Below are 26,795 nucleotides of genomic sequence, written 5' to 3'. Positions count from 1 at the left end.
TATTGCGCAGCATTCGCCAGCAGAGCTGCCTCCCACAGGTCCGCGTCGAGCCTTGATTGCGCTGTGTCAGTGATCAATGCATTCGCTACACTCGCCACCTCTCACGCACCTGCACAGGACCTGCAATGCCGCGCTCACCTTCGACCCTGCGACGCACACTGGTGCTTTGGCTATACGCCGTGGCCGTGGCCCATTTGCTGGGTGGCCTGCTGGTCAGTTGGGCGGGTAATTCCGGGTTGTTCGACCCTTACCTGAGTTCACTGGAACGCGCCTTCTGGCCAGAAGCAGCGCCGGTGTTCGCGCGTCAGCAGCAGGTCTGGTGGCTGGCGTTGTTCGGCGCCACCGTGCAGAGCTTTTCGTTGTACTTGCTGGCGCTGGTGCACATTGGTAGCCAGATCAGGCGGCCAATGGTCTGGGGCTGGCTGATCGCCGGGCTGTTGTTATGGGCGCCGCAGGATCTGTTTTTCTCGTTACAGGCCGGTGTCTGGTCACACCTGTTGATCGACTCTCTGGCCTTGCTTGCCCTGTTGCCGCCGCTGTTCTGGCTGTATCGCCATGACCGCAGGAGTGCAGCATGAGCAAGCCTGTGATGTACCTGCTGGCCGGTAACGGCAGCAGCGCCCGTTGGTGGGATGACGTGATCCCGTATTTTCAGCGCTATGAGGTCGTGCCGCTGGAGTTGCCGGGGTTTGGCAGCAACCCCGAGCCACCCTGCGAGGATTTGCCAGCGTATGCCGAGGCGCTGCTGGCGGCAACTGTCAAAGGCGGCGCGATCATGGCGGTGGGCGTCAGTGCCTTGCTGGTGTTGCACGCGTTGCAGCGTCGCCCCGGGCATTTCTCGCGCAGTGTATTGCTGGCGCCGGTGGGGGCCTTTCTGTGGCAACGGCGCTTGCCGGCCCTGATGTCACCTATGCCGATCCGCAGGACCATCCATTGGCTGCTGGCCAACAAGCCAACGCTGTTTGCCAGCAAGTTCTCCCGGCAAACCTGGAGTGCGGCGCAGTACCGGCGCATGGGCGATGGCTATAACCGCTGCCGCGCATTTGTGCCGTATTGGGACTTGCTGCGGGCCGACACCGCGCTGCCATTGCTGGAATGGATCACCGACCCGGTCGAGCTGGTGTGGGGCGATCAGGATGGCGTGCTGGGCATCGAACAGGCCGCCGCGTGGTCGGCGATTCTGGCCCGCGCGGACCTGACCATCAGCCTGAAACCGGGTTGGGGGCATTATCCGTGGATCGACGCGCCGCCTGAATTTGCCGCCTGGCTGGAGTCGGGCGAGCAGGGCTTTGTCGCGCACACCAAAGGCGGGCGTCTGCGCCTGGCCGAACTGGCCGGGCAGCCGGTGCCCACGGCGTTGTCGTTGCAGGATGCCTTTGACCCACGTTTGTCTGCGCTACTGGCCAGCCAGCCGCAAGCGAGTTGGGCGGTGCGTTCGTCCAGCTATGGCGAAGACCAGGCCGACTCTGCCAATGCCGGCTTGAGCACCACGTATTTGCGCGTACCGGCGGGTGAGGTTGGTGGGCGTGTGGCCGAGTTGCGCGGCGCCGGTGTCGAAGAAGTGGTGGTGCAGCGCTTCATCACGCCGGTGCTGTCGGGCATCGCCTTCGTGCGTCATCTGGCGGTGGAACTGGAGTGGGTCGAAGGCCATCTTGAGGCCTTGGCCGACGGTCAGGTCAGCCCCGAGCGGGCAGTCATTTCCAGGCTGGGAGAGGGCTGGAGCAGTGGCGAATTCAAGCCTGTGCATGGCTTGAGTCAGGCGCAGTTGTGGGACTTTCTGCAAGGTGTACTGCGGGTTTTTCACTATGTGCCGGGTGATGTCGAGTGGGCCTGGGACGGTCGCCAGTTGTGGCTGTTGCAGTACCGGCCGATCAGCGATTACGGCTGGCGTCGGCACCTGACCGCCGCCAATATCGCCGAGATTCTGCCGCCGCAACCGAGCCGGTTTGTCGAGTACGGCCAGCGCCGGGCGGCGGCCAGTATTCCGGCGATCATGGCACGTTGGGATGCACGGGTATTGCAGGACAACGAGCCGTTCACCGCTGTGTTTGGCGGCGCTTCCTACATCAACAACGACCTGTTTCTGGCTCGCCTGGCCGACTGGGGCATCGCCGCCAGCCGCTATGCCGGTGAAGTGGGTGGTGCCACGCCGCATTTACCCTGGCGCCCGGCGCGGCTAGTGCGTTCACTGCCGGTGTTTTTGCGCATGCAACGCAGCGCGCGCGGACATTTGCCGACCCTTGAAAAGCACTTGCGCCGCTTCGACCATGAACTGGCGGGTCTCGCTCGACAAGGCGCGAGTGGGCAGCAACTGGCTGACTGGTTCACCCGCTTTTATGTGTTCGTGGTGCAGGGCAATCTGTGCATCGCGACAGCGTTGGCAAGCAGCGGCGGCGACTGGCTGGGTCGTCCGCCTACCGCTTATGACGATCTTGAGAACTGCCCACACCGCCTGCCGTGGGAAACCGATCCCGGCACCCCGCGCCCGGCGCCGACCGACCTGCCATTGCAAGCCTTCCCGCACTGGCCGCGGCGTGTTCACCTTGCGCATGCGGCAGGTTTACCGGGGCTGCGCGGTTATTACCTGCAAGTGCGCGAGTGGTATCGCGACAATCTGATGCGCGTGTTTTTCCGCCTGCATCACGCCATGCCCCAGGCCGAGCGTGCGCACTGGTTCGCACCGCACCCGCACATTCGCAGCCGCGATGGCAGCTTCTGGCAGGACGGTCGCGAAGGCAGCGAACAGGCCGCAGGTTTCATGATTTACCCAGGCCAGGTGCAGGGCATTCTGGGCCGCGACATCCTGCTCGAAGACACCCTTGACCCTGGCCGTCATGCGCATTATCAGGCCGCCCACGCGGTGATCGCGCGCATGGGCGGACGCCTGTCGCACGGCTCGACCCTGCTGCGCGAACTGCGCAAGCCGTCGGCGGTATTACCGCAGGTTGATATGACGTGGGTGGGGCGTGAAGTGGTGTATGTCGATGGAGTATTGCGGCTGGTGGAGTGACTGCAGCAGCAAGCGCCAGAAGAACTCGATTCCACAATCCCGGTCTATTCCTGTCGATTTGCCCTGGGCCTGTTATCGCCGGGGCAGCGAATTCATCAGCAGTAGAAAGGGAAGGGATACCGTGTCAGTTCAACGATTGTTCACTGCGGGCTTGCTCGGCGTTCTGCTCGGCGGCTGTGTCGAGTACCGTCATGTGCCGCCTGAAACCGCTGAAGGGCAGCAATGCGTGGTGCAATGCGAAGCCAAACGCAGCGACTGCACCCGCAAGGCCGAGGACTCGCAGAAGGTCGACAAGACCGGTTACGACTGGCAGATGATGAACTACCGGGCCTGCATGACGCAGATCGGCAGTTCATCATCGCAGCCGTCATCGGCCTGCGGTGGCGAGCCCCGCTCGCCATCCGCGCCCGATACCAGCCATTGCCGGCAGGCCTACGATGGCTGTTTCACTACCTGCGGCGGCCGGATCGAAAAGGTGCCACGTCAATAATCGATCCGGCTGCGTCAGAGCCTGTAGCGATCAATCCCCGACCAGATGCAGGAAGTGCATGTGCCGCTCGTACTGGTCGAGGATGTCGCCGATCACGTCTTCCTTCGACCAGCCCATCACGTCATGGTCCTGGCCGCCTTCGCGCAGGTGCACTTCAGCGCGGAAGTATTTGCGCTCCTCGTTTTGTGTATCACCCATCACGAAGGTGGGCATGGCGTAGGCTTGCGGGCGAATTTCGTAGAGAAATTCCGGATTGTCGGCCGGCCCCACGGTGAGTTGCACGCGGCCGTCTTCACCGTCCTGGACGCTGCAGTTATAGCCCTGGCGTCGCCATTCTTCGGCCACCGACAGGCACGCCGGTTTGGCCACTTCGCTGATGAAGCGCACCACATGCGAACGCCTCGGAAACATCGCCATGTTGCGCAGGCGCCGCTGCCAGCTGCCTGGGGTGCGGGCCACTGACGGTGACAATGCGTGATGGCGCAGGCCGCGTTTGGTCGCATCGAGTTTCAGCGCCTTGAGCAGCCCGCGCATGCTGCACAGCAGGGCAATGGTGAAGGGCAGGGCGCTGGCGATGGTTGCGGTTTGCAGGGCTTTCAAGCCGTCGGCCAGCAGCAGGGCGATGGCCACCACACCCATGGCCGAGGCCCAGAAGATCCGCTGCCAGACCGGCGTCTGGTCGTTGCCGCCCGACGCCAGCATGTCGACCACCATGGCGCCGGAGTCGGCGGAGGTGACGAAGAACACCACGACCATGATGATTGCCAGCACCGAGATAAAGCTGGCGAACGGGAAGTGCTGCAAGAAGGCGAACAGCGCCAGCGCCGTGTCCTTGTCGATGGCAGCGGCGAGATCGCTCATGCCCTCGTTGAGGATCAGGTGAATCGCGGTGTTGCCGAACACGGTCATCCACAACAGGGTGAACGCCGTCGGCACCAGCAGCACGCCGGTCACAAATTCCCGAATGGTCCGGCCACGGGAAATGCGCGCGATAAACAGCCCGACAAAGGGCGACCACGCCAGCCACCAGCCCCAGTAGAACAGGGTCCAGCCGCCGATCCAGTCGGTCGGGTTGTAGGCATACAGGTTCAGCGTGCGGCTGACGATTTCAGTCAGGTAGCCGCCGGTGTTCTGCACGAAGGTTTGCAGAATCAACACGGTCGGGCCGAGCAGCACCACCATCAGCAGCAGAAGCACGGCCAAGCCGAGGTTCAGTTCTGACAGCCGGCGAATGCCCTTGTCCAGGCCGGACACCACCGACAAGGTGGCGAGTGCCGTGGTGCCGATGATCAGGCCGATCTGCACGCCGGTGTTCACCGGTACGCCGAACATGCTGTTCAGGCCAGTGTTGATCTGCGACACACCAAAGCCCAGCGAGGTCGCAACGCCGAGCACGGTGCCGATGATCGCGAAGATGTCCACGGCATGGCCGATGGGGCCATTGATGCGCTCGCCGATCAGCGGGTACAGCGCCGAGCGCAGGGTCAGCGGCAGGCCGTGGCGGTAACTGAAATAGGCCAGGATCAGCGCGACGATGGCGTAGATCGACCAGGCGTGCAGGCCCCAGTGAAAGAAGGTGATCTTCATCGCTTCGCGGGCGGCTTCAACGCTGTAGCCGGTGCCGATCGGTGGATTGATGAAGTGCATCACCGGTTCTGCGACGCCGAAGAACATCAGGCCGATGCCCATGCCGGCCGAGAACAACATGGCAAACCAGGTGGTGCTGCTGTAATCAGGCGTGCTGTGATCGGGGCCCAGCTTGATGTCGCCATAACGGCCGATGCCAAGAAACACCACGGTGCCGAGGATGATCGCCACGGCGAGGATGTAGAACCAGCTGAGGTTGATGATGATCCAGTCCTGGATCAGGTTGAACATGTTTTGCGCCGAGTCGCGGAAAATACTGGTGAACAACACCAGGATCAGCAGCAGGATCGACGAGATCCAGAATACCGGCGGGTTGAGTGCCGACTTGGCAATAGGTTGAGGCTTTTGTGCCATGGGCTTCTCCGTGTGCGCCGTGGTGCGTTAATCACAGTCGTAAAAAAGCCCCGCCTGCGCAGCGCAGGCGGGGCTTGGGACTACAGCTCAAGCGATCAACGAATGGTCGAACGCGGTGCTACTGGCTGGTTGTCGTTGGAGATGGTCACTTCGACGCGGCGGTTCATGGCGCGGCCCGAGTTGCTGCTGTTGTCGGCAACCGGGTATTCCTTGCCATAGCCTTGAGCGACGATGCGGCTTGGGTCAACGCCTGCGCGGACCAGAGCCATGCGCACGGAACCTGCACGACGCTCCGACAGGCCCTGGTTGTAAGTCGCGGAACCAGTGCTGTCGGTGTAGCCTTCGACGATCACTTTACGGTCGGCGTTTTCTTGCAGGAATTGCGCAAGTTTGAAGATGTCGCCTTGGGCGCCTGGCTTCAGTTCAGCCTTGTTGTAGTCGAACAGGACGTCACCGAAAGTCACCAGCGTGCCGCGTTCGGTCTGCTTGGCGTTCAGGCTCTCTTTCAGTTTGGCGATCTGTGCATCACGAGCGTCAAGGCGTGCCTTGGCGCGGTCGGCGCTGGCTTTGCCCAGGTTGGCTTCAGCGGTGCGCAGGGCGATGGTCTGCTTGGCGACTTCGACGCGCTGGTTGGTCAGATAGGCCAGTTGATCGACTTTCTTGGCATCTTCACCATCACGGAAAGCCTTGTCGGCTTTTTCCAGCCACTCGCTGGCGTCTTTGGTTTCCAGCGCTGCGACCTTGGTGGCCTCAGGGTTGGTTTGCAGCGAGGTGTAGTTGGTACGAGCCTGCTCAAGGGTAGGGTTTGGCTTGGTGGCACAGGCCGCCAGGGCAACGCTCATGGCCAGCAGGGCAGGGATCATCAGTTGTTTGCGCATAATTATGTCGTCCTTAAATCAATGGCGAATACGTGAAAAACAAAAGGCAGGAGGTCGGCTTACTGGACCTGACGCATGCTTTCTTCACGGAGTTCGTTGACGCCCTGGCGAGCATCCTGCACGGCTTTTTCAGCCTTGGCGGCTTGTGCCTTGCGCTCGGCGACGCGGGCATCCCACTCGGCCTGTTGGGCCAGGCGACGCGCTTCGTCATATTTCTTGTCCTGCAGGGCCAGATCGGCGGCACGCAGTTTGTCCTGAGCGGATTTCATCTCGACGGCGGCGAACTCGGTGCCACCAGCGCTGACGGCGCTATTGACTGCCGATTGGCTCACCGCGTACTGCTCGGTGGGAGGGGTGCCGGCACAACCGGCCAGAACCAGAGTGCTTCCCAGGGCCAACGCAGCCAGTTTCAGCCCGCGCAGACGTTTGAACGAGGTTTTGGCAGTGAGGGTGTTCATGGTCATCAACTCCATTGTTTAACTCCAAGTGCTTGGTTTTCCATGACAGTCGGTGCCGGAATCAGAGGTGCAAGGGCCATGTCTGGCTGCTGCCTGCGGTCTTCCTGTAATGGCTATTGGCTGTGACCTGTGACGTTTTTGAATAGTTCACTCAAATTTCTGTACCGATGAGTCAGCTTTTTCAAGCGCCTTTAAAATCAAGGCTTGCAGCCATGTCGGTTGTGTACGGGGCAGTCTCAACGGTGCGTGTTTTGCGCTTTCAGGATGCGTTGTTCGGCCTCGACAAACGCAGGCGTGCGACCGCCGTCGGCATACACCTCATCGCCTTCTTCGACGCGGATTACTTCGGCGCTCTGTACATAGGGAATGGCCGCTTCGGCCTGTTCGAGCGCGACATGCAACAGACCTTCCGTCACTTGGGCCTCGCTGATGCCATAGGCTTCGGCAAGGGCCTTGATCTTGACCAGATCGTGGCGGTACAGGCTTAAGGTCACTTCGCTACGCTCTTGTTGCTGGCGGGCGCGGGTTTCCCATTCGTTGAGCAGGTCCTTGAAACTGTTCATGATGCCTCCGGTGGAGATTGATGCAGTCATAGGTGTGACTGCGCAAAAGCCCCGGTGGTTCGATGACAAAGGGTTTGGCGTGCAGAGGTTTTTAAGGCAATGTTCGTAACATAACAACAAACTGCAGGAGGTCAGGATGGCTGATATAGATGCCCGTTTGCGCGAGGACGTCCACTTGCTGGGCGAACTGCTGGGCAATACGATTCGCGAGCAACGCGGTGCGGATTTTCTCGACACCATCGAACGCATCCGCAAGGCCGCCAAGGCCGGCCGGCGTGGCTCGGCAGAAGGCGCCGAACAGCTCAGTTCGAGTGTCGCCAATCTCGATGACGATGAATTGTTGCCCGTCGCCCGGGCGTTCAACCAGTTTCTCAACCTGGCCAATATCGCCGAGCAGTATCAACTGTTGCGCCGGCGTGACGACGCACAGCCCGCCGCCTTCGAAAACCGCGTGTTGCCTGAGTTGCTTGAGCGCCTCAAGGGCGCCGGCCACAGCAACGATGCGCTGGCCCGGCAACTGGGCAAGCTCGACATCGAACTTGTGCTGACCGCCCATCCCACCGAAGTGGCTCGCCGCACCCTGATCCAGAAATACGATGCCATTGCCGAGCAACTGGCGGCGCTGGACCATCGCGACCTCAATAGCCAGGAATACGAACAGACTGTCACCCGCCTGCAACGGCTGATCGCCGAGGCCTGGCACACCGAAGAAATCCGCCGCACCCGGCCCACGCCGGTGGACGAAGCCAAATGGGGTTTTGCGGTCATCGAGCATTCGTTGTGGCAAGCGGTGCCCAATTATTTGCGCAAGGCCGACCAGGCGCTGCACGCCGCAACCGGCTTGCGTTTGCCGCTTGAAGCCGCGCCGATCCGCTTTGCCTCGTGGATGGGCGGCGACCGTGACGGCAATCCCAATGTGACCGCCAGCGTGACCCGCGAAGTCTTGCTGCTGGCGCGCTGGATGGCGGCTGACTTGTACCTGCGCGATGTCGACCACCTGGCTGCCGACCTGTCGATGCAAGAGGCCAATGCCGAACTGCGGGCGAAAGTGGGCGACAGTGCCGAGCCGTACCGCACCGAACTCAAGCGCCTGCGTGAACGCCTGCGCGCCACGCGCAACTGGGCGCAGGCCTCGCTGACCAGTACCCAGCCGGCGCCTGAAGCGGTGCTGCACAACAACCGCGAACTGCTTGAGCCGTTGCAGTTGTGCTTTCAGTCGCTGCACGACTGCGGCATGGGCGTGATCGCCGATGGCCCGCTGCTCGACTGCCTGCGCCGTGCGGTGACCTTCGGGTTGTTTCTGGTGCGTCTGGATGTGCGTCAGGACTCCAGCCGGCACAGCGCCGCGCTCAGCGAAATCACCGATTACCTGGGCCTGGGCCGCTATGAGGACTGGGACGAAGACGCACGCATCGATTTCCTCACTAAAGAGCTGAACAACCGTCGGCCACTCTTGCCGGCGCACTTCAAACCGGCCGCCGACACGGCCGAAGTGCTGGCCACCTGTCGAGAGGTGGCCGCAGCCCCTGCGGCATCGCTGGGCTCGTACGTGATTTCCATGGCAGGCGCGGCTTCCGATGTGCTGGCCGTGCAATTGCTATTGAAAGAGGCCGGCCTGCAACGGCCGATGCGCGTGGTGCCGCTGTTTGAAACCCTGGCCGACCTCGATAACGCGGGACCTGTGATCGAACGCCTGCTGGGTTTGCCGGGTTATCGGGCACGTTTGCACGGTCCGCAGGAAGTGATGATCGGCTATTCGGACTCGGCCAAGGACGCCGGCACCACGGCGGCGGCGTGGGCGCAGTACCGCGCGCAGGAAATTCTGGTGAAGATCTGCCGCGAGCAGCAGGTCGAGCTGCTGCTGTTTCACGGTCGTGGCGGCACGGTCGGGCGTGGCGGTGGTCCTGCGCACGCGGCCATTCTGTCGCAGCCGCCGGGTTCGGTGGCCGGGCGCTTCCGCACCACCGAGCAAGGCGAGATGATTCGCTTCAAGTTCGGCCTGCCGGGCATCGCCGAACAGAACCTCAACCTTTATCTGGCCGCCGTGCTGGAGGCGACGCTGTTGCCGCCACCGTTGCCGGAGCCGGCCTGGCGGCACATGATGGACCGCCTCGCCGCTGACGGGGTCAAGGCTTACCGCGCCGTGGTGCGCGAGCACCCCGAGTTCGTCGAGTATTTCCGCCAGGCCACACCCGAGCAGGAACTGGGTCGCCTGCCGCTGGGCAGCCGTCCGGCCAAGCGCCGCGAGGGCGGTGTCGAGAGCCTGCGCGCCATCCCGTGGATCTTTGCCTGGACCCAGACGCGGCTGATGCTGCCGGCCTGGCTGGGCTGGGAAGCGGCCTTGAGTCAGGCGCTGGCGCGCGGCGAGGGCGAGGTGCTGGCGCAGATGCGCGAGCAGTGGCCGTTCTTCCGTACGCGTATCGATATGCTCGAAATGGTCCTGGCCAAGGCCGACAGCGACATCGCACAGCTCTACGACGAACGTCTGGTAACCCCGAAGTTGCGCCATTTGGGTGCGCATTTACGCGACCTATTGTCGCAGGCGTGCGGCGTGGTATTGGGCTTGACCGGCCAGCAGCGGTTGCTGGCGCATAGCCCGGAGACGCTGGAGTTCATCAGTTTGCGCAACACCTACCTCGACCCGCTGCACCTGCTCCAGGCCGAGCTGCTGGCGCGCTCACGTGAGCGTGAAGCACGTCTGGACAGCCCGCTGGAACGGGCCTTGCTGGTTTCGGTGGCCGGCATCGCGGCCGGTTTGCGCAATACCGGCTAAGGGCCGGTTGCAGGCTTGAAGCACCCGCTGCCGCTACCGGGCAGCGGGTCGTGCCAGCCAATTCAGCGCGATACTGTAAGGCTTGCGGGGCGCGGCGTAGCTGCGACCTTGGGCGGCTTGTGCGCCCTGTGTGGGCTGTGTATCTTGATCAACCTTTTGGCCTTTGGCCGTCTATTTAGTTTTCGATTGGCCCAAGAGGCGAATCCGACGATTTCCATATAAAAATTTGAGGAGCATGACGATGCGCGTGATTCTGCTGGGAGCTCCGGGCGCCGGAAAAGGTACTCAGGCAAAGTTCATCACTGAAAAGTTCGGCATTCCCCAGGTCTCCACGGGCGACATGCTGCGCGCGGCAGTCAAGGCGGGTACCGAACTGGGCCTGCAGGCCAAGAGCGTCATGGACGCCGGTGGCCTGGTGTCCGATGACCTGATCATCGGCCTGATCAAAGACCGTCTGGCCCAGCCAGACTGCCAGAACGGCGTGCTGTTCGACGGCTTCCCGCGCACCATTCCTCAGGCTGAAGCCCTGAAGGACGCCGGTGTCGAGATCGACCATGTGATTGAAATTGCCGTAGACGACGAAGAAATCGTCAAGCGTATCTCCGGCCGCCGTGTACACGATGGTTCGGGCCGCGTTTACCACGTGATCTACAACCCGCCGAAAGTCGAAGGCCTGGACGATGTCACCAGCGAGCCGCTGATCCAGCGCAAGGACGACACCGAAGAAACCGTGCGTCATCGCCTGTCGGTCTACCACTCGCAGACCAAGCCGCTGGTTGAGTTCTACAGCAAGCTGGGCGCTGAGCAGGGCAAGCCGAAGTGCAGCCATATCGAAGGCGTGGGCTCTGTCGAGTCGATCACTGCCAAGGTGCTGGCCGCGCTGAACTAAGCATCACAGGTTTCATACGACAATGGCCCGCTTGCGGGCCATTTGTCATTTATACTGCGCCACTTTTATTTTGCGACGGATACCTCGATGACCACCCTGCTGGCCCTGGACACTGCCACTGAAGCCTGCTCGGTTGCCTTGCTGCATGACGGCAAGGTGCTGAGCCACTATGAGGTGATCCCGCGCCTGCACGCCCAGAAGCTGCTGCCGATGATTCAGGACCTGCTCGCCCAGGCAGGCATTGCCCGTTCGGCGCTGGACGCAATTGCCTTTGGCCGTGGGCCGGGCGCCTTTACCGGCGTGCGGATCGCCATCGGCGTGGTGCAGGGTCTGGCCTTTGCCCTCGACCGTCCGGTGCTGCCGGTATCGAACCTGGCCGTACTGGCCCAGCGCGCCCAGCGCGAGCATGGCGCAAGCCAGGTCGCTGCGGCCATCGATGCGCGCATGGATGAAGTGTATTGGGGTTGCTACCGCGCGACAGCCGGCGAGATGCGTCTGGTGGGCACTGAAGCGGTATTGCCACCTGAGCAGGCGCTGCTGCCTGCCGACGCCACGGGCGACTGGTTTGGCGCCGGTACCGGCTGGGGGTATGCGCCGCGTCTGCCGGTCAGCCTCAGCGGTATGGACGCCAGCCTGCTGCCTCACGCCCAGGACCTGCTGAGCCTTGCGACTTTCGCCTGGCATCGTGGCGAAGCGTTGCCGGCCGATGATGCGCAGCCGGTGTACCTGCGCGACAAGGTCGCGACGCCCAAGGGGCAGTAAGGCTCAACCTCAAGAATACCGAGCGCCTGACGATACAGAGGTGATAGAGCGGACGTGCGCCTGCGGTATAGGCGTTGGCCGGACATGTATTGCAATACAAGATGTCGATCAGCCATCTACCATTTATCGGCTGGCTCTATCAGAACGACCTGTGGCTCAAATAAATTGCGACAGGTGTGGTCTGTTTGTCATTCGGATATTTATCAAAGCGCCTGTGTGATTGCCAAAGCGCCTGTCCGTGACGTTAAATTGCCACTACAAGACGCCGAGTAACCATCGATGCGCATAGACGGTCCTTCATCACGCTCGTACCCCATCAAGCGCAAGCCGCGCCAGAGCAACGCGACGCTTGAGGGGTCGTTCGAGCAACTCGACAGTGAAGTCGAATTACCGCCGCAGCCGGCCAATACCGCCCGCCGTGAGGCCAGCGATACGCCGACGGCCAATGTGCCGGCGCGTCCGCAAGACATCATTTTTCCGCGCTCCATGAGTTCTCGCGTGGCCAATGCCCTGGCCAGCTACCTGACTACGGCGACGTTCGTCGGCGATTGGGACATGGAAGGCGCGGAACTCGATCTGTACGTCTGACGGTGTCTGATCTCCCTTACTTTCTCGGTTGCCCGTCCTGGGGCGATAACGCCTGGCGCGAGTCCTTTTACCCCAGTGACGCGCGCAGTAGCGAGTTTCTGAGCCTGTATACGCAGGTGTTCAACACGGTCGAGGGCAATACCACGCTTTACGCGCGTCCGAAACCGGACACCGTGCAGCGCTGGGCCGAGACGATGCCGGCGGATTTTCGTTTCACAGCCAAATTTCACCGCGACATTAGCCATGAGGGCGACCTGCGCTTGCAGATCGACGCTGCCCAGGCGTTTGCCGCTTTACTGGCGCCCTTAGGCGAGCGCGTTACGCCGTTCTGGCTGCAATTGCCCGCCAGCTTCACACCGCAGCGTCTGGCCGAGCTGGTCACCTTCATCGATGAACTCAAGCTGCCCATGGCGGTGGAAGTGCGCAACCTGGCGTTTTTCGAGAAAGGCGATGAAGAGCGCCTGCTCAACCGGCTGCTGCTGGAGCGTGGCATAGAGCGTATCTGTCTGGATTCGCGGGCCCTGTTCAGTTGCGTGTCCAGCGACCCTGCGGTGCTGCATGCGCAATCGAAAAAGCCAAAAGTGCCCGTGCGCCCCGCGGCGCTGACGCAAAGCCCGCAAGTGCGCTTTATCGGCCGCCCGGAGCTTGAGGCCAACGACCCGTTCATGGCCCAGTGGGTCGAGAAGGTCGCGCTGTGGATCGAAGAGGGCCGCACGCCCTACGTTTATCTGCACACCCCCGACAACCACAACGCGCCGCAACTGGCGCAGCGCTTTCATGAGCAGCTTATGGCCCGATTGCCGGGCCTGCCGCCTCTGGCGCAGATCGATCGTGGTCCGCACGTGGAGCAGTTGGGCCTGTTGTGAGGTCAATGCTGTAACTGACCGTTAACAAGGGCGTCCAGATGCGTGTAATGCTCCTGATCCTGCTGCTGTGCGGCCTGGCGACGCTGTCGGTATGGCGCGGCTGGTTCGATGTGCCGCCGCGCTGGAACCCATGGGCGCCGCTGGATGTGCGCGCCGAGCCGAACTTTCTGACCTCGTTCAAGCTCGGTCGTCTGCAGGATGATCCGGCGTTGTGCGATCAGGCGCTGGCCACCTCAAACTTGCGCTACAGCCGCCAGGCCGACAGCCCGGCCTCGGCGCGTTGTCCGTTGAGTAACACCTTGCGTATCCAGGGCGGCGATGTGGCGCTGAGCAGCAGCTTTCTGGCCAGTTGTCCGCTGGCGGTGGCCTACGCCATGTTCGAATACCACAGCCTGCAATCCACCGCCCAGGCCGTACTGGGCCAGCGCGTGGCACGGATCGACCACCTGGGCAGTTTTGCCTGTCGCAATGTCTACAACCGCAGCGAGGGCCGCCTCAGCCAGCACGCCAGCGCCAATGCCCTGGACATTGCCGGCTTTCGCCTGGCTGACGGACAACGCATTGATCTGCTCAAGGACTGGAATGATTCAGGCGAAAAGGGGCGTTTTCTGAAAGCGATACAGCAAGCGGCCTGCACGCATTTCAATACCGTGCTGGGGCCGGAATACAACGCGGCGCACCGTAATCATTTTCATCTGGACATGGGCTTGTGGCGGGTGTGCAGGTGAGGCGTGCGGATCAGGCGACCTGGCGCAGGTTCTGCAGAATCAATGGCCGGGCCCAGCCATTGTCGTAATCCAGCTGGCGCTGTTGGGCGGCCATGGTGGCTTCGTCGAACGGCACGGCAGGCTTGTCGGCCAGGTCCCATTCCAGTTCGGCAATCGGCAGGTTCAGCGGACGCGGTTTCGGTGCCTGGCCAGGTTCTGCGCGATCGTCGTAGGCGTGGAACACGGTAGGGCGTACCCACTGGGTGTCGAATTCCAGGCCGCGCTGCTGTTCGATCAGCGCCAGCGCATCGAAAGGTTCGGCCGCCGGTGGCAGCAGGTCCAGTTCGAATTCGGCGATTGGCAGGAACAGAGGCTCCGGTGGACGCACTTCGGTGTCGGTCACCGGCAGGTTGCGCTGGGCGACGATCTGGCTCAGGGTCTGCGCGCCGGCGATGGGTTCGCCTTCGCTGCTGTAGACCTCGACCGCCGCGGCGGGTACGGAGGACTGCTTGCCATCGCCAACCTGTTCAGCCATCGCCCGGGCGAACGCATCAGACCAGAGCTGGGTAACGCCACCCAGTGCCTGGTTGTTGCGCAGGCTATAGTCGCCAGCATGCGACAAGTAACCTATGGATTGAACAATCTCTGACATAGCGATCAGTACTGGCCTTGGCTCTGGCAAAATGCCTGATACAGAAGTTATCGGCTGTTTTGGCCGATCATTAATTTATTTTTCGAGTGTGTAAGTGCAATGAGCGAGCAGCAATCGGGCAGTCGTATCCGGGTCGAAGCCTTCGATGAAAGCGGGCAGGAACAGGCCGGCCACTGGGCGCGACGCCTGGGGTTGCCGTTGCAGGCTATCGATGCGGATTTTGCCCTGCAGGTGACCGCTGACGGCCTGCAATTGCAGCAACTGGGCAAAGATGCGCCGGGCGCGGTGCGGGTCGATTTCGTCGAAGGCGCCACCGCTCACCGGCGCTTGTTCGGTGGCGGCAGCGGGCAAATGATTGCCAAGGCTGTCGGCGTGCAACCGGGTGTGCGTCCACGGGTACTGGATGCCACCGCAGGGCTGGGCAAGGATGCGTTCGTACTGGCCAGCCTGGGCTGCGACATGCATTTGATCGAGCGCCAGCCGATCATCGCCGCCTTGCTGGAAGACGGTCTGGCGCGTGGACGGCAGAACCTTGAGGTCGGCGAGATCGTCCAGCGTATGCACCTGCTGGCCGGCAACTCCATCGAGCTGATCCGCGACTGGCAACAGGAGCCGCCGCAGGTGATCTACCTCGACCCGATGTTTCCGCACCGCGACAAGAGCGCGCTGGTGAAGAAAGAGATGCGCCTGTTCCGCCCGCTGGTCGGCGACGACCTCGACGCGCCGGCGCTGTTGCAGGCGGCTCTGGCCCTGGCGACCCATCGAGTGGTGGTCAAGCGCCCGCGCAAGGCGCCGTGCATCGACGGCACCAAGCCCGGCTATACGCTGGAAGGCAAATCCAGCCGCTACGACATCTACCCGAAAAAGGCGCTCAAGCCCAAGGCAGACGACGCGCAGGAGTGATTTGTCCTACGGCGCGTACGCGCGCATGAACAACTGCACCACTTCCTGTACATGCGCCTCGATGTCGGCTTCTTCCAGCGCTTCGCAACAGCCCACCAGCAGGCGGAAGTGGTCGATACCCTTCACCAGGCTGAAAAAGTGCCCGGCGGCCTTGTCGGGGGCGGCGATACGCAGATGGCCGCTAGCGTCGACCAGGGTCAGGAAGCGCTGCATGCTGTCGAGCAACCGCTGAGGCCCGGCAGCGAAGAAGGTTTGCGAAAGCTTCGGGTCCTGAATGCCGAGGTCGGACATCAGGCGATGCAGTTGCAAGGATTCGGGGCTGTTGACCAGCTGTTCAAAGGCCCGGCCGATATTCAGCAGCACCGGTTGCAGTGGCTGGTCAGGATCGAAGGCGAAATACAGGTCAGGCAGTTGCTCTTCGCAACGCGCCATGACAGCGGCGGTAAACAGCGTTTCCTTGTCGGTAAAGTGGTTGTAGACCGTGAGCTTGGAGACCAGGGCTTCGCTGGCGATGGCGTCCATGCTGGTGCCGGCGTAACCATGGCGCACGAACAGGTTCTTGGCGGCTTCCAGGATGGCGTGGCGTTTTTCCAGGTCTTTGGGGCGACCGGGACCTGCGTTTGAAGGGGTATCAGGCATGTGGGTTCTAATAATGTACTGGTGGGTTCGGTAATTTTTAATATACTCGCCGGTACAATTATTCCAAGCCTCCTTCAGGGAAGAACCCTTCATATCATGTTGCGCAAACTCCTGATTCCCTGCCTTGGCGCAGGTTTGACAGTGCTGCTGACCGCGTGTGGTCAGGACATTGCCGCCCCGGTTACCGTTCGTCCGGCCATGGTGGTCCAGCCGCTGCCTTCGTCCCGATCGCTGGACAGTTACCCCGGTGAAGTGCGTGCCCGCTTCGAGCCGGAGCTGGCCTTCCGGATTGCCGGCAAGGTCAGCCGTCGGCTGGTCGAGGAGGGCCAGCGGGTCAAGGCCAATCAACCGCTGGCCGAGCTGGATGCTCAGGATGTGCGCCTGCAACGTGAGGCCATGCGCGCCCAGGTCACGGCCGCCGAAGCCGACCTGCAACGGGTGCGCACCGACCGCGAGCGCTACAAGACCTTGCTCGGCAAGCAAATGGTCAGCCAGTCGCAGTACGACAATTCTGACAACAGCTATCGCGCCGCCGAAGCGCGGGTGAAGCAACTGCGTGCCGAACTGACCGTCGCCGACAACCAGGCCGATTACACCGTGTTGCGTGCCCCGCAGGACGGCGTGATTGCCCGGCGTTCGGTGGAGGTCGGCCAGGTGGTCGCAGCCGGACAGACCGTGTTCAGCCTGGCGGTCGATGGCGAGCGTGAAGTTGCCATCAGCCTGCCGGAGCAGAACTTTACGCGCTTCAAGATCGGCCAGCCGGTCACCGTGGAGTTGTGGACCCAGCGCGACGTGCGCCTGGCCGGGCGTATTCGTGAACTGTCGCCGGCCGCCGACCCGCGTTCGCGCACTTTCGCGGCAAGAATTGCCTTTGATGCAGGCCAGGTGCCGGTCGAGCTGGGCCAGAGCGCCAAGGTATCGATTGCCACCGGGCAAGCGGTGTCGCTGGCGCTGCCGTTGTCGGCGATCAGTGCCAATGACGGCGTCAGTTATGTCTGGCGGGTCGAGCCGGACAGCACCCTGAAGCGGGTGCCGGTGCAGCTCGGCGCCTGGGGGCAGGAAACGGTGCCGGTGCTGGACGGCCTGCGCGCCAGCGACTGGGTGGTGGCGGCGGGCGTGCATGTGCTGCGCGAGGGCGAGCGCATTCGCCCGGTGGACCGCAGCAACCGGGCGGTCAAGCTGACCGGCCAGGAGTAGCCCGCCATGCACTTCAACCTTTCCGAATGGGCGTTGCGTCATCGCCAGGTCGTGCTGTACCTGATGATCGTTCTGGCCGTGGTCGGGGCGCTGTCCTACAGCAAGCTGGGGCAGAGCGAAGACCCGCCGTTTACCTTCAAGGTCATGGTCATCCGTACGATGTGGCCGGGCGCCAGTGCCGAGGAAGTCGCGCGTCAGGTCACTGACCGGATCGAAAAGAAACTGATGGAAACCGGCGAGTACGAGCGCCTGTCGTCGTTCTCGCGGCCTGGCGAGTCGACGGTCATTTTTGTCGCCCGCGATTCGCTGGTGTCGGCCTTGCTGCCCGAGCTGTGGTATCAGGTGCGCAAGAAGGTTGGCGATATTCGCCAGACCTTGCCGCCCGGCGTGCAAGGGCCGTTTTTCAACGATGAGTTCGGCACCACCTTCGGCAATATCTATGCGTTGACCGGCCAGGGTTTTGACTATGCGGTGCTCAAGGATTACGCCGAGCGCGTACAAGTGCGGCTGCAACGGGTCAAGGATGTCGGCAAGGTCGAGCTGATCGGCCTGCAGGACGAGAAGATCTGGATCGAGCTGTCCAACACCAAGCTGGCGACCTTGGGCGTTCCGCTGTCGAGCGTGCAGCAGGCGCTGGAAGAGCAGAACGTGGTGGCCTCGTCGAGCTTCTTCGAAACCCCCGAAGAGCGCATTCATCTGCGCGTCAGCGGGCGCTTTGTGTCGGTGGACGAGATCCGCGATTTCCCGATTCGCGTGCAGGGCCGCACGCTGCGCATCAGTGATCTGGCCGAGGTGCATCGCGGCTTCAACGAGCCGCCGGCACCGGGCATGCGCTTCATGGACCAGGACGCGATTGGCGTGGCGGTGGCCATGAAGGACGGCGGCGATATTCTGATTCTCGGCCGCGCGCTGGAAGCCGAATTCACTCGCTTGCAGAACAACCTCCCGGCCGGCATGCAACTGCGCAAGGTGTCCGATCAGCCGGCGGCGGTGAAGACCAGCGTCGGCGAGTTCGTCCAGGTGCTGGCCGAAGCCTTGATCATCGTCTTGCTGGTGAGCTTTTTCTCGCTGGGCGTGCGCACCGGCATGGTGGTTGCGCTGGCGATTCCGCTGGTACTGGCCATGACCTTTGCCACCATGCTTTTTCTGGGGATCGGCCTGCACAAGATTTCCCTCGGCGCGCTGGTGCTGGCGCTGGGCCTGTTGGTGGACGACGCGATCATTGCCGTGGAGATGATGGCGATCAAGATGGAGCAGGGCTACGACCGCTTGAAGGCGGCCAGTTTCGCCTGGACCAGCACGGCGTTTCCAATGCTCACCGGCACATTGATTACCGCCGCAGGCTTTTTGCCGATTGCCACCGCGCAGTCGAGCACCGGCGAATACACCCGCTCGATCTTCCAGGTAGTCACCATCGCGCTGCTCGCGTCATGGGTGGCGGCGGTAATGTTCGTGCCGTATCTGGGCGACCGCTTGCTGCCGGACCTGGCCAGGCGGCATGCGGCCAGACAGGGCAGCGGACACGGTGCTGGACATGACCCTGATCCTTATGCCACGCCGATGTATCAGCGCGTGCGCCGCGTAGTGGAATGGTGCGTGCGGCGGCGCAAGACGGTGATCGTCGCGACCGTGGCCTTGTTTGTGCTGTCGGTGCTGATGTTCCGCTTCGTGCCGCAACAGTTCTTCCCGGCTTCCGGGCGTCTTGAATTGATGGTCGACCTGAAACTGGCCGAAGGCGCGTCGCTGCGCAACACCGGCGAGCAGGTCAAGCGCCTGGAACAGATGCTCAAGGACCACGACGGCATCGACAATTACGTGGCCTATGTCGGCACCGGCTCGCCGCGTTTCTATTTGCCGCTGGACCAGCAATTGCCGGCCGCCAGCTTTGCCCAGTTCGTGGTGCTGGCGAAAAGCATCGAAGACCGCGAAGCCCTGCGCACCTGGCTGATTACCGCGCTGAACGAAAACTTCCCGACCTTGCGTTCGCGGGTTACCCGTCTGGAAAACGGCCCGCCCGTGGGTTACCCGGTGCAGTTCCGCGTCACCGGCGAGCACATTGAGGTGGTCAGGGCGCTGGCGCGTCAGGTGCAGGACAAGGTGCGTGAGAACCCGCATGTGGCCAATGTGCATCTGGACTGGGAAGAGCCCAGCAAAGTGGTGCATCTGAATATCGATCAGGACCGCGCGCGGGCGCTGGGCGTCAGCAGCCGCGATGTGGCGGCGTTTCTGCAATCGTCGCTGACCGGCGCCAGCGTCAGCCAGTTTCGCGAAGACGACGAACTGATCGACATCGTGCTGCGCGGCACGCGCAGTGAACGCGAGCGCTTGCAGGACCTGTCGAGCCTGGCGGTGCCGACCAGCAACGGCGCGAGCATCGCCCTGTCACAGATCGCGACCCTGGAATACGGCTTTGAAGAGGGTGTCATCTGGCACCGTAACCGCCTGCCCAGCGTGACTGTGCGCGCCGATATCTATGGCCGCGAACAACCGGCGACGCTGGTCAATCAGATCCTGCCCAACCTTGAGTCGATTCGTGCCGATCTGCCCGATGGCTATCTGCTGGAGGTCGGCGGTACGGTGGAGGACTCGGCTCGCGGGCAGAACTCGGTCAACGCCGGCGTGCCGCTGTTCATCGTCGTGGTGCTGACCTTGCTGATGATCCAGCTGCGCAGCTTCTCGTTGATGTTCATGGTGTTCATCACCGCGCCTTTGGGGCTGATCGGCGTGACGCTGTTCCTGCTGGTGTTCAACCAGCCGTTCGGCTTTGTCGCCATGCTCGGCACCATCGCGCTGTCGGGGATGATCATGCGCAACTCGGTGATTCTGGTGGATCAGATCGAGCAGGACATCGCTGCGGGGCTGGACACCTGGCACGCGATCATTGAGGCCACGGTGCGGCGCTTCCGGCCCATCGTGCTCACCGCGCTGGCGGCAGTGCTGGCGATGATTCCGCTGTCGCGCAGCCTGTTCTTCGGCCCGATGGCGGTGGCGATCATGGGCGGGCTGATTGTGGCGACGGCCTTGACCCTGCTGTTTCTGCCCGCGCTGTATGCCGCGTGGTTCAGGGTCAAGAAGCCCCTGTAGTAGCTGGATGCCTTCCACTGGTCTGTGGGAGGCAGCTCTGCTGGCGAAAAGGCCAGTACATCCGGCACATTTCCTGTGCCTGTAATACCGTATTCGCGAGCAGAGCTCCCTCCCACGGTTACGAAGTGAAGCCTGGATTTCTGGCTTGCACAGACCCGTGGCGGGTACGTTACAGCGCGCCGAACACCTTTTTCGCCAGGCTGGTCGCGGCGGCGGCCGGGTTGGCGCGGATGCTTTCTTCCTGCTTGGCGATCATCTCGAACAGGCCGTTGAGCGCCTGTTCGGCCACATAGTTCTCGACGTTGGCGCTCTTGGCGTCGACCAGGCCGAATGCCGCCGCTTGACCGGCGAAGGTGTTGTATTTCTGGGCCACGCCAACTTTGTCGGTGGCCTGCTTGACGATAGGCAGGAACCTGGCGCGGATCGCTTCGCGGCTGCTCTTGTCCAGGTACTGGGTCGCCGAGTCCTTGCCGCCACTGAGGATCGACTTGGCGTCGGCCACGGTCATCTTCTTCACCGCATCGACCAGCAGCGCCTGCGCCTGCGGTACGGCAGCTTCGGCAGCCTGGTTCATGCTGGTTTCCAGCTGGTCGACCTGAGCGCCCATGCCGAACTGACGCATCTTTTTCGCGGCCTTGCCCAGATTGCCCGGCAGCTCGATGCGCACCTCTTCGTTATTGCTGAAGCCGCCCGGCGTGCCCAATTGCTTGACCGCGATCTGTGCGCCCTGGGTCAAGGCGTCCTTGAGCCCGCCGCTGGCGTCCGACTGGCTCAGGTCGCTCAACGACAGGGCAAAGACATTGGCCGACAGCAACAGGCCCGCGCACAGGCCGGCAAGGGTAAACGAGGGGCGAAACATGGCAGTTTCCTTTTGCAATAAGGGTGTCTGAACAGTGCCTGCGCAGAATATCAGGGATGCGCCGGGTTGACGCGGATGCGCAGCGGTTGCACGTCGCTGCCGTCAAGCTTGACGCTGTGCTGCTCGGTATTGATGAACAGCAGGCGCCCGCCATCCTCGATGCGTGCGCTGACGGCATAGCGATGGCCGGGCAGAATCTGCTCCGGCTGATAGCTCAGCTTGAACGGCACCTGGCCGTTGATCTGAGCGCTTTGCTGCGCCAGAACCAGGGCCGGGGCATCGGCAAGGGAGACGTCTTGCAGGCTGACGCTGAGGGTGGCCGAGGGCGGCAAAGCCATGCGTTGCAGATAGAACACTTCACCGTCGAGGCTGGCCACGGGGGCGTTCGAGGTTGAACAGGCGGCCAGCAAGCTGGCCAGTGCGATCACGGGCAGGGTTTTCATACAAGTGTCTCCTTGGCGGGTTCATCGCCATTGCCGTGCGAGGTCACCTGACGAATCGACAGGCGGATCTCGGCGGTCAGTACGCGCTTTGCAGCGCCCTCGGCCAGTTCACCGAGCAACGGGTGGTAACTGAGCTTGCCGTTGCCATCCTTGCGCAATACGCCCAGGTCGAGCAGCGTCTGGATGAAGTGGCGGAACAGGCTCTTGTCAAAAAATTCCGGGGCATTCAGGCCATGCAGGATCGACAGGCGCTGGGCCATGACCGTGCACAGGTCTTCGAGCTCTTCGGCGCTGAGGCTGTGCTGGCCGTTATTGAGCAGCAAGGCGATCGCCATGTAGAAGCGTTGCAGGGTCTGGGTAATCGGCTTGGACAGCAGGCTCAGTTGCACGAACTCGCGCGAGCTGGGCTCCGGACGCAAGTACACGTCGTTTTCCAGGCGCAGCAGGCCTTGGGACACGAAGGCCTCCAGCCACTGCTCGATGACCTCGTCCAGCTCTTCCAGCGGCCAGCGGATGAACAGCTCCGATTGCAGGAACGGGTACAGGGCGCGCACATAACGGAAGATCAGCTCGCGGCTCATGCGCGACCAGCTCTGGAAGAAGCACGCCAGCAGCGAGGGCAGGGCGAAGATGTGCAGCACGTTGTTGCGGTAGTAGGTCATCAGGACGGCATTCTGCTCGTCCAGATAGTAGATACGGCCCAGCGCGTCTTTCTGTTCGGACAGCAGCTCCATGCTTCTGACATGGGCGATCAGCGCCTTGCCGTCGCCTGCGGGCAAGGTGATGTGCGGCGAGTACGGCACCTGGCGCAGCAGGCTCAGGAACAGGTCGAGCGTGCGTTCCAGCGCCTGGTCATCCAGCGCCAGGCGCGGGGTCGAGAGCAGCGCCAGCGCGACCAGGTTGACCGGGTTGATGGCCGCCGCCGCATTGAGGCGCTGGGCCACCTGATCGGCCAGCCGGTGGGTGGTCGCGTTCAGCCATTCCGGGCGGTCCTGCGGTGCCAGCGCCTGCTGGCGCCAGTCGGGTTGCTCGCGGTCGAGAAAGTCGTCCAGGTGCAGCGGTTCACCAAAGTTGACCGCGACTTCGCCGAAGCGCTTTTTCAAGGCGCTGAACACCTTGAACAGGTCGAACACCGACTCTTTCTTCTTGGTCGCGCCACGCAGCTCGCCCAGGTAGGTGCGGCCTTCGAGTACCCGCTCATAGCCGATGTACACCGGGATGAAGACGATCGGCATGCGTGAATTGCGCAAAAAGCTGCGCAGGGTGATGGCCAGCATCCCGGTCTTGGGTTGCAGCATGCGCCCGGTGCGCGAGCGTCCGCCTTCGACGAAGTACTCGACCGGGAAGCCCTTGCTGAACAGGGTATGCATGTATTCGTTGAACACGGCGGTGTACAGCGGGTTGCCCTTGAAGGTGCGGCGCATGAAAAACGCACCGCCCCGGCGCAGCAGGCCGCCGACCACCGGCATGTTGAGGTTGATGCCGGCGGCGATGTGCGGTGGGGTCAGGCCGTTGCGAAACAGCAGGTACGACAGCAGCAGGTAGTCGATGTGGCTGCGGTGGCAGGGCACGTAAACCACTTCGTGGCCCGGCGCGACCTTTTGCACGTTCTCGATGTGGCTGACCTTGATGCCGTCGTAAATCTTGTTCCAGAACCAGCTCAGCACCACTTCCATGAAGCGGATCACCGTGTAGGTGTAGTCCGAGGCGATTTCGTTGGCGTAGCTCTGCGCCTGAGCGCGGGCTTTTTCCCTGGAAATATTGTCGCGTTCGGCGGCCTCGTTGATTGCCTCGATGACCAGCGGCTCCTGCAGCAGGTCCTTGACCAGGTTACGTCGGTGCGAGACGTCCGGACCGATGACCGCGCTCTTGAGGTTGCGAAAGTGCACGCGCAACAGGCGTTGGGTCATGCGCAGGGTCAGTGCCGGGCCCTTGTTCTGGTTGAGCAGGTCGCGCAGGTGGATGGGCGCGGAGAACTGCACGCGGGTCTTGCGTCCCAGAATCAGGATGGTGACCAGCCGCCGCAGGCGTCCGGTGACGGCCCAGCTGTCGGCGAACAGCAGTTTCCAGGCGCTGGACTCACGATCCGGCGACTGGCCCCAGAACACGCTGACCGGAATGACCTGTGCGTCAAGGCCGGGATGCTCGCCGAGGGTCGTCATCAGCCGCTCCAGCGTGGGCGGCGCGCCGCGCTTGTCATGGCGGCCCAGCCAGTCGGGTTCCGGGGTCAGGTAGAAAAAACCTGCCGGCTCCAGCAACTCACCCAGCGCCACCGGCAATACCGGGCGCGGCAGCCCGACCTTGCTGCATTCGCGGTCGATCACTGCCAGATCGCTCAGCGACGGCGATTGCAAGGCATAGAACACCGGCTTGCTGCGATCCAGATCCAGGCCCAGAGACGACTGATTGATGGTTTCGGAGCGAACCCAGAGGTACAGCAAGCGGCGCAGGGCACCGAACACAAAGCGACGCAGGGGGGAACGAGTCATACAGTTCTGCTGAATAGAGGGCTCGGGCGGCAGTGTGCCGTATCTGCCTGAGAACGGCAAAAGGGCCGGTGTCGTCTATTGGTGTCGTAGAGCGTAGGAATGTTCCGTATCCGCAGGATCGCCGTGCGGCAATCCTGCAGTGCAGGGAGGGTTACGAAGTGCGCCAGACGATCTCTTGCTCGCCATCTTCGCTCACGCGAATCCAGCGGTCGGCGTCGTCTTCGCCTTCTTCCTCGACCCAGGTGCCCGGTGCGCAGCGCACCTCGACACCCAGTGCGGCAAAGGCGGCGCGCGCGCAGGCAATGTCGTCGTCCCACGGTGTCTGTTCGCTTTCAAGGTACAGGCTGTTCCACTTGCCGACCGCCTTGGGCAGCCAGGTCACCGGCACGTTGCCTGCGGTGCATTTCCAGGTCTGGCCGCGTTGCTTCCATTCGCTGCACGGGCCCAGGGCCACGCTCAGCCAGGCAGTGATTGCCTTGTGGTCGACGTCTTCGTCCTTGAGGTAAATCTCGATATCGGGTTGACGCATGATGGCCTCGAATAAGTGCTTAACGCAGGACGAAATAATCGTAGCGCATGGATACAGTGACCTTGAACGGCCCCGGGTACTCGATGACCGCTGTGCGCCGCTCGGCACTGGCGCGCCAGCCGTGAGGCGTCATGGCCAGCAGGTCGGCGCGGGACTGGTTGTCGATCAGCTTGAGGGTGTAGGTCAGGGTTTCGCTGTGCGCAAGCTCCATACCTGCTGGCACCAGGGCCAGGTGCTTGTCGTCGGCGTAGTCGCGCACTTCGTCGTAGAGCTTTTCGCGCATTTCCATCAGGTGGCCGCTGGTCGGGCCAACTCGCATCAGGCCGCCACCGGGTGTCAGCAGGCGCCTGGCCTCGGTCCAGTCCAGCGGGCTGAACACGCTGGCGAGAAACTGACAGCTGGCATCGGGCAATGGAATGCGCGCCATGCTTGCGACCAGCCAGGTCAGCGCCGGATCGCGCCGACAGGCACGCTTGACCGCCTCGCGAGAAATATCCAGCGCATAGCCGTCGGCCTTGGGCAGCGCTTCGGCCAGTTGGGCGGTGTAGTAGCCCTCGCCACAGCCGATGTCCAGCCAGCGTTTGGGGCTACGTTCGGCAGCCAGCTCCGCCAGGCGCCGGGCCACCGGGGCGTAATGCCCGGCGTCGAGAAAGCGCCGCCGCGCCTCGACCATGGCCTGGTTATCGCCCGGGTCGCGGCTGTTTTTATGCTGCACCGGCAGCAGGTTCAGGTAACCCTGGCGCGCGCGGTCGAAGCGATGATTGGCCGGGCACGCGACGCCATGCTCGACGGCGCTCAAGGGGGCTGAACAGATTGGACAGGTCAGCATCAGGCGAGCAACTTGACCAGGGTCTGGTAGTAAATCTCGGTCAGCACATCCAGATCGCTGGCCAGAATGCGCTCGTCGACCTGATGAATGGTGGCGTTGACCGGGCCCAGTTCGACAACCTGGGTGCCGAGGGTGGCGATAAAGCGCCCGTCGGAGGTGCCGCCGCTGGTCGAGGCCTGGGTTTCACGGCCGGTGACCTGGCGAATGCTCGCTGACACCGCGTCGAGCAGTGCGCCCGGCTCGGTGAGGAACGGCAGGCCCGACAGCGCCCAGTCGATGTGCCAGTCCAGGCCGTGCTTGTCCAGAATCGTCGCGACGCGCTGCTTGAGGCCTTCAACCGTCGATTCGGTCGAGAAGCGGAAGTTGAACACCGCCACCAGATCGCCGGGGATCACATTGGTCGCACCTGTGCCGGAATTGAGGTTGGAAATCTGGAAGCTGGTGGGCGGGAAGAAATCATTGCCTTCATCCCAGTGCTCGGCGGCCAGTTCCGCCAGTGCCGCAGCGGCCAGGTGAATCGGGTTACGGGCCAGGTGCGGGTAAGCAACATGGCCTTGCTTGCCGCGCACGGTGAGGGTGGCGCCCAGCGAGCCGCGACGACCGTTCTTGACCACATCGCCGACCAGCGTGGTGCTCGACGGCTCGCCGACGATGCACCAGTCCAGACGCTCCTTGCGCGCGGCCAGACGCTCGACGACGGCCTTGGTGCCGTGGTGCGCCGGGCCTTCTTCGTCGCTGGTGATCAAAAACGCCACCGAGCCCTTGTGGTCCGGGTAGTCACCGACAAAGCGCTCGACCGCCACGACCATCGACGCCAGGCTGCCCTTCATGTCCGCCGCGCCGCGCCCGCAGAGCATGCCGTGTTCGTCGATCGACGCCTCGAACGGGTCGTTCTGCCAGGCTTGCACGGGGCCGGTCGGCACCACGTCGGTGTGCCCGGCAAAGCACAGCACCGGGCCGTCGCCGTTGCCATGAGTGGCCCAGAAGTTGTCCACGTCTTCGATGCGCATCGGTTCAAGCTTGAAACCGACCGCGCCCAGGCGGCGCATCATCACAGCCTGACAATCGGCGTCGATCGGGGTGACCGACGGGCGGCGGATCAGGTCGCAAGCCAGTTGAAGAGTGGGCGAAAGCTCGGCTGGGGCCGTCATGAACAGAACTCCGGTAACAGGGCGCAAGGCGAAAA

24 protein-coding genes are annotated in these 26,795 nt (G+C 62.8%); 12 read left to right on the top strand and 12 right to left on the bottom strand.

Annotated features, from left to right (window positions below; translation table 11 throughout):
* Positions 1-125: 125 nt before the first annotated feature.
* The 3 genes from ACYAS9_RS26325 (at position 126) to ACYAS9_RS26315 (ending at position 3,500) form a co-directional block, all read left to right on the top strand.
* The gene (locus tag ACYAS9_RS26325) at positions 126-578 is read left to right on the top strand and encodes a cell division protein (RefSeq protein ID WP_463571362.1); all 453 of its coding nucleotides are present in this window, start codon (positions 126-128) and stop codon (positions 576-578) included.
* On the top strand, positions 575-3,010 hold the full coding sequence (locus tag ACYAS9_RS26320; RefSeq protein WP_463571361.1) for an alpha/beta hydrolase: 2,436 nt from the start codon (positions 575-577) through the stop codon (positions 3,008-3,010). The genes ACYAS9_RS26325 and ACYAS9_RS26320 overlap by 4 nt, the downstream gene beginning before the upstream one ends.
* Positions 3,011-3,131: 121 nt before the next feature.
* On the top strand, positions 3,132-3,500 hold the full coding sequence (locus tag ACYAS9_RS26315) for a hypothetical protein (RefSeq protein ID WP_463571360.1): 369 nt from the start codon (positions 3,132-3,134) through the stop codon (positions 3,498-3,500).
* 30 nt (positions 3,501-3,530) lie between these two features.
* On the opposite strand, the gene betT is transcribed toward ACYAS9_RS26315, so the two are convergent.
* The 4 genes from betT to ACYAS9_RS26295 all read right to left on the bottom strand — a co-directional run bounded on the left by betT (position 3,531) and on the right by ACYAS9_RS26295 (position 7,400).
* Positions 3,531-5,501 carry a choline BCCT transporter BetT gene (gene betT / locus ACYAS9_RS26310; RefSeq protein ID WP_463571359.1) on the bottom strand — a complete coding sequence of 657 codons (1,971 nt, stop codon included), beginning with the start codon at positions 5,499-5,501 and terminating at the stop codon, positions 3,531-3,533.
* 95 nt (positions 5,502-5,596) lie between these two features.
* Positions 5,597-6,379, bottom strand: coding sequence for an OmpA family protein (locus tag ACYAS9_RS26305; RefSeq protein ID WP_463571358.1), 783 nt, complete (start codon positions 6,377-6,379; stop codon positions 5,597-5,599).
* 59 nt (positions 6,380-6,438) lie between these two features.
* Positions 6,439-6,852, bottom strand: coding sequence for a DUF4398 domain-containing protein (locus tag ACYAS9_RS26300; protein WP_463571357.1), 414 nt, complete (start codon positions 6,850-6,852; stop codon positions 6,439-6,441).
* Positions 6,853-7,073: 221 nt separating this feature from the next.
* Positions 7,074-7,400, bottom strand: coding sequence for a hypothetical protein (locus ACYAS9_RS26295; protein WP_463571356.1), 327 nt, complete (start codon positions 7,398-7,400; stop codon positions 7,074-7,076).
* 136 nt (positions 7,401-7,536) lie between these two features.
* On the opposite strand from ACYAS9_RS26295, the gene ppc reads away from it, so the two are divergent.
* The 6 genes from ppc (at position 7,537) to ACYAS9_RS26265 (ending at position 14,006) form a co-directional block, all read left to right on the top strand.
* A complete protein-coding gene (ppc, locus tag ACYAS9_RS26290; protein ID WP_463571355.1) occupies positions 7,537-10,173 on the top strand; it encodes a phosphoenolpyruvate carboxylase in 2,637 nt (878 codons plus the stop codon).
* A gap of 241 nt (positions 10,174-10,414) precedes the next feature.
* Complete coding sequence (gene adk, locus ACYAS9_RS26285; protein ID WP_463571354.1) at positions 10,415-11,062, top strand: adenylate kinase; 648 nt, start codon at positions 10,415-10,417, stop codon at positions 11,060-11,062.
* A gap of 87 nt (positions 11,063-11,149) precedes the next feature.
* Positions 11,150-11,824, top strand: a complete 675-nt coding sequence (tsaB, locus tag ACYAS9_RS26280; protein WP_463571353.1) for a tRNA (adenosine(37)-N6)-threonylcarbamoyltransferase complex dimerization subunit type 1 TsaB — start codon at positions 11,150-11,152, stop codon at positions 11,822-11,824.
* A 279-nt stretch (positions 11,825-12,103) separates the two neighbouring features.
* Positions 12,104-12,412 (top strand): hypothetical protein, encoded by a 309-nt coding sequence (locus ACYAS9_RS26275; RefSeq protein WP_463571352.1) that lies wholly within the window; start codon positions 12,104-12,106, stop codon positions 12,410-12,412.
* Positions 12,413-12,414: 2 nt separating this feature from the next.
* On the top strand, positions 12,415-13,278 hold the full coding sequence (locus ACYAS9_RS26270) for a DUF72 domain-containing protein (protein ID WP_463571351.1): 864 nt from the start codon (positions 12,415-12,417) through the stop codon (positions 13,276-13,278).
* Positions 13,279-13,316: 38 nt separating this feature from the next.
* Positions 13,317-14,006, top strand: coding sequence for an extensin-like domain-containing protein (locus ACYAS9_RS26265; protein WP_463571350.1), 690 nt, complete (start codon positions 13,317-13,319; stop codon positions 14,004-14,006).
* Between the two features lie 10 nt (positions 14,007-14,016).
* On the opposite strand, the gene ACYAS9_RS26260 is transcribed toward ACYAS9_RS26265, so the two are convergent.
* Positions 14,017-14,637, bottom strand: a complete 621-nt coding sequence (locus tag ACYAS9_RS26260) for an energy transducer TonB (protein WP_463571349.1) — start codon at positions 14,635-14,637, stop codon at positions 14,017-14,019.
* 99 nt (positions 14,638-14,736) lie between these two features.
* Between ACYAS9_RS26260 and ACYAS9_RS26255 the strand changes: the two genes are divergently transcribed.
* Positions 14,737-15,540 carry a class I SAM-dependent methyltransferase gene (locus tag ACYAS9_RS26255; RefSeq protein ID WP_463571348.1) on the top strand — a complete coding sequence of 268 codons (804 nt, stop codon included), beginning with the start codon at positions 14,737-14,739 and terminating at the stop codon, positions 15,538-15,540.
* A 6-nt stretch (positions 15,541-15,546) separates the two neighbouring features.
* On the opposite strand, the gene ACYAS9_RS26250 is transcribed toward ACYAS9_RS26255, so the two are convergent.
* Complete coding sequence (locus ACYAS9_RS26250) at positions 15,547-16,179, bottom strand: TetR/AcrR family transcriptional regulator (protein ID WP_463571347.1); 633 nt, start codon at positions 16,177-16,179, stop codon at positions 15,547-15,549.
* 96 nt (positions 16,180-16,275) lie between these two features.
* On the opposite strand from ACYAS9_RS26250, the gene ACYAS9_RS26245 reads away from it, so the two are divergent.
* Both ACYAS9_RS26245 and ACYAS9_RS26240 read left to right on the top strand, forming a co-directional pair.
* Positions 16,276-17,376, top strand: a complete 1,101-nt coding sequence (locus ACYAS9_RS26245; protein WP_463571346.1) for an efflux RND transporter periplasmic adaptor subunit — start codon at positions 16,276-16,278, stop codon at positions 17,374-17,376.
* 6 nt (positions 17,377-17,382) lie between these two features.
* Complete coding sequence (locus tag ACYAS9_RS26240; RefSeq protein ID WP_463571345.1) at positions 17,383-20,460, top strand: efflux RND transporter permease subunit; 3,078 nt, start codon at positions 17,383-17,385, stop codon at positions 20,458-20,460.
* A gap of 169 nt (positions 20,461-20,629) precedes the next feature.
* On the opposite strand, the gene ACYAS9_RS26235 is transcribed toward ACYAS9_RS26240, so the two are convergent.
* The 6 genes from ACYAS9_RS26235 to dapE form a co-directional block, all read right to left on the bottom strand.
* Positions 20,630-21,319, bottom strand: a complete 690-nt coding sequence (locus ACYAS9_RS26235; RefSeq protein WP_463571344.1) for a DUF4197 domain-containing protein — start codon at positions 21,317-21,319, stop codon at positions 20,630-20,632.
* A gap of 50 nt (positions 21,320-21,369) precedes the next feature.
* The gene (locus tag ACYAS9_RS26230) at positions 21,370-21,762 is read right to left on the bottom strand and encodes a YbaY family lipoprotein (protein ID WP_463571343.1); all 393 of its coding nucleotides are present in this window, start codon (positions 21,760-21,762) and stop codon (positions 21,370-21,372) included.
* Complete coding sequence (plsB, locus tag ACYAS9_RS26225) at positions 21,759-24,251, bottom strand: glycerol-3-phosphate 1-O-acyltransferase PlsB (RefSeq protein ID WP_463571342.1); 2,493 nt, start codon at positions 24,249-24,251, stop codon at positions 21,759-21,761. The genes ACYAS9_RS26230 and plsB overlap by 4 nt, the downstream gene beginning before the upstream one ends.
* Before the next feature lie 151 nt (positions 24,252-24,402).
* A complete protein-coding gene (locus ACYAS9_RS26220; RefSeq protein WP_463571341.1) occupies positions 24,403-24,780 on the bottom strand; it encodes a hypothetical protein in 378 nt (125 codons plus the stop codon).
* Between the two features lie 19 nt (positions 24,781-24,799).
* Positions 24,800-25,609, bottom strand: a complete 810-nt coding sequence (locus ACYAS9_RS26215; RefSeq protein ID WP_463571340.1) for a putative RNA methyltransferase — start codon at positions 25,607-25,609, stop codon at positions 24,800-24,802.
* Positions 25,609-26,760: a succinyl-diaminopimelate desuccinylase gene (gene dapE, locus ACYAS9_RS26210; RefSeq protein WP_463571339.1), complete on the bottom strand. Its 1,152-nt coding sequence runs from the start codon at positions 26,758-26,760 to the stop codon at positions 25,609-25,611. The genes ACYAS9_RS26215 and dapE overlap by 1 nt, the downstream gene beginning before the upstream one ends.
* Between the last annotated feature and the right edge of the window lie 35 nt (positions 26,761-26,795).

It is taken from the genome of Pseudomonas sp. HP_08 (assembly GCF_055284095.1).
Note: the sequence above shows the minus strand (reverse complement) of the source record. Positions and strands in the feature narration are given on the sequence as shown.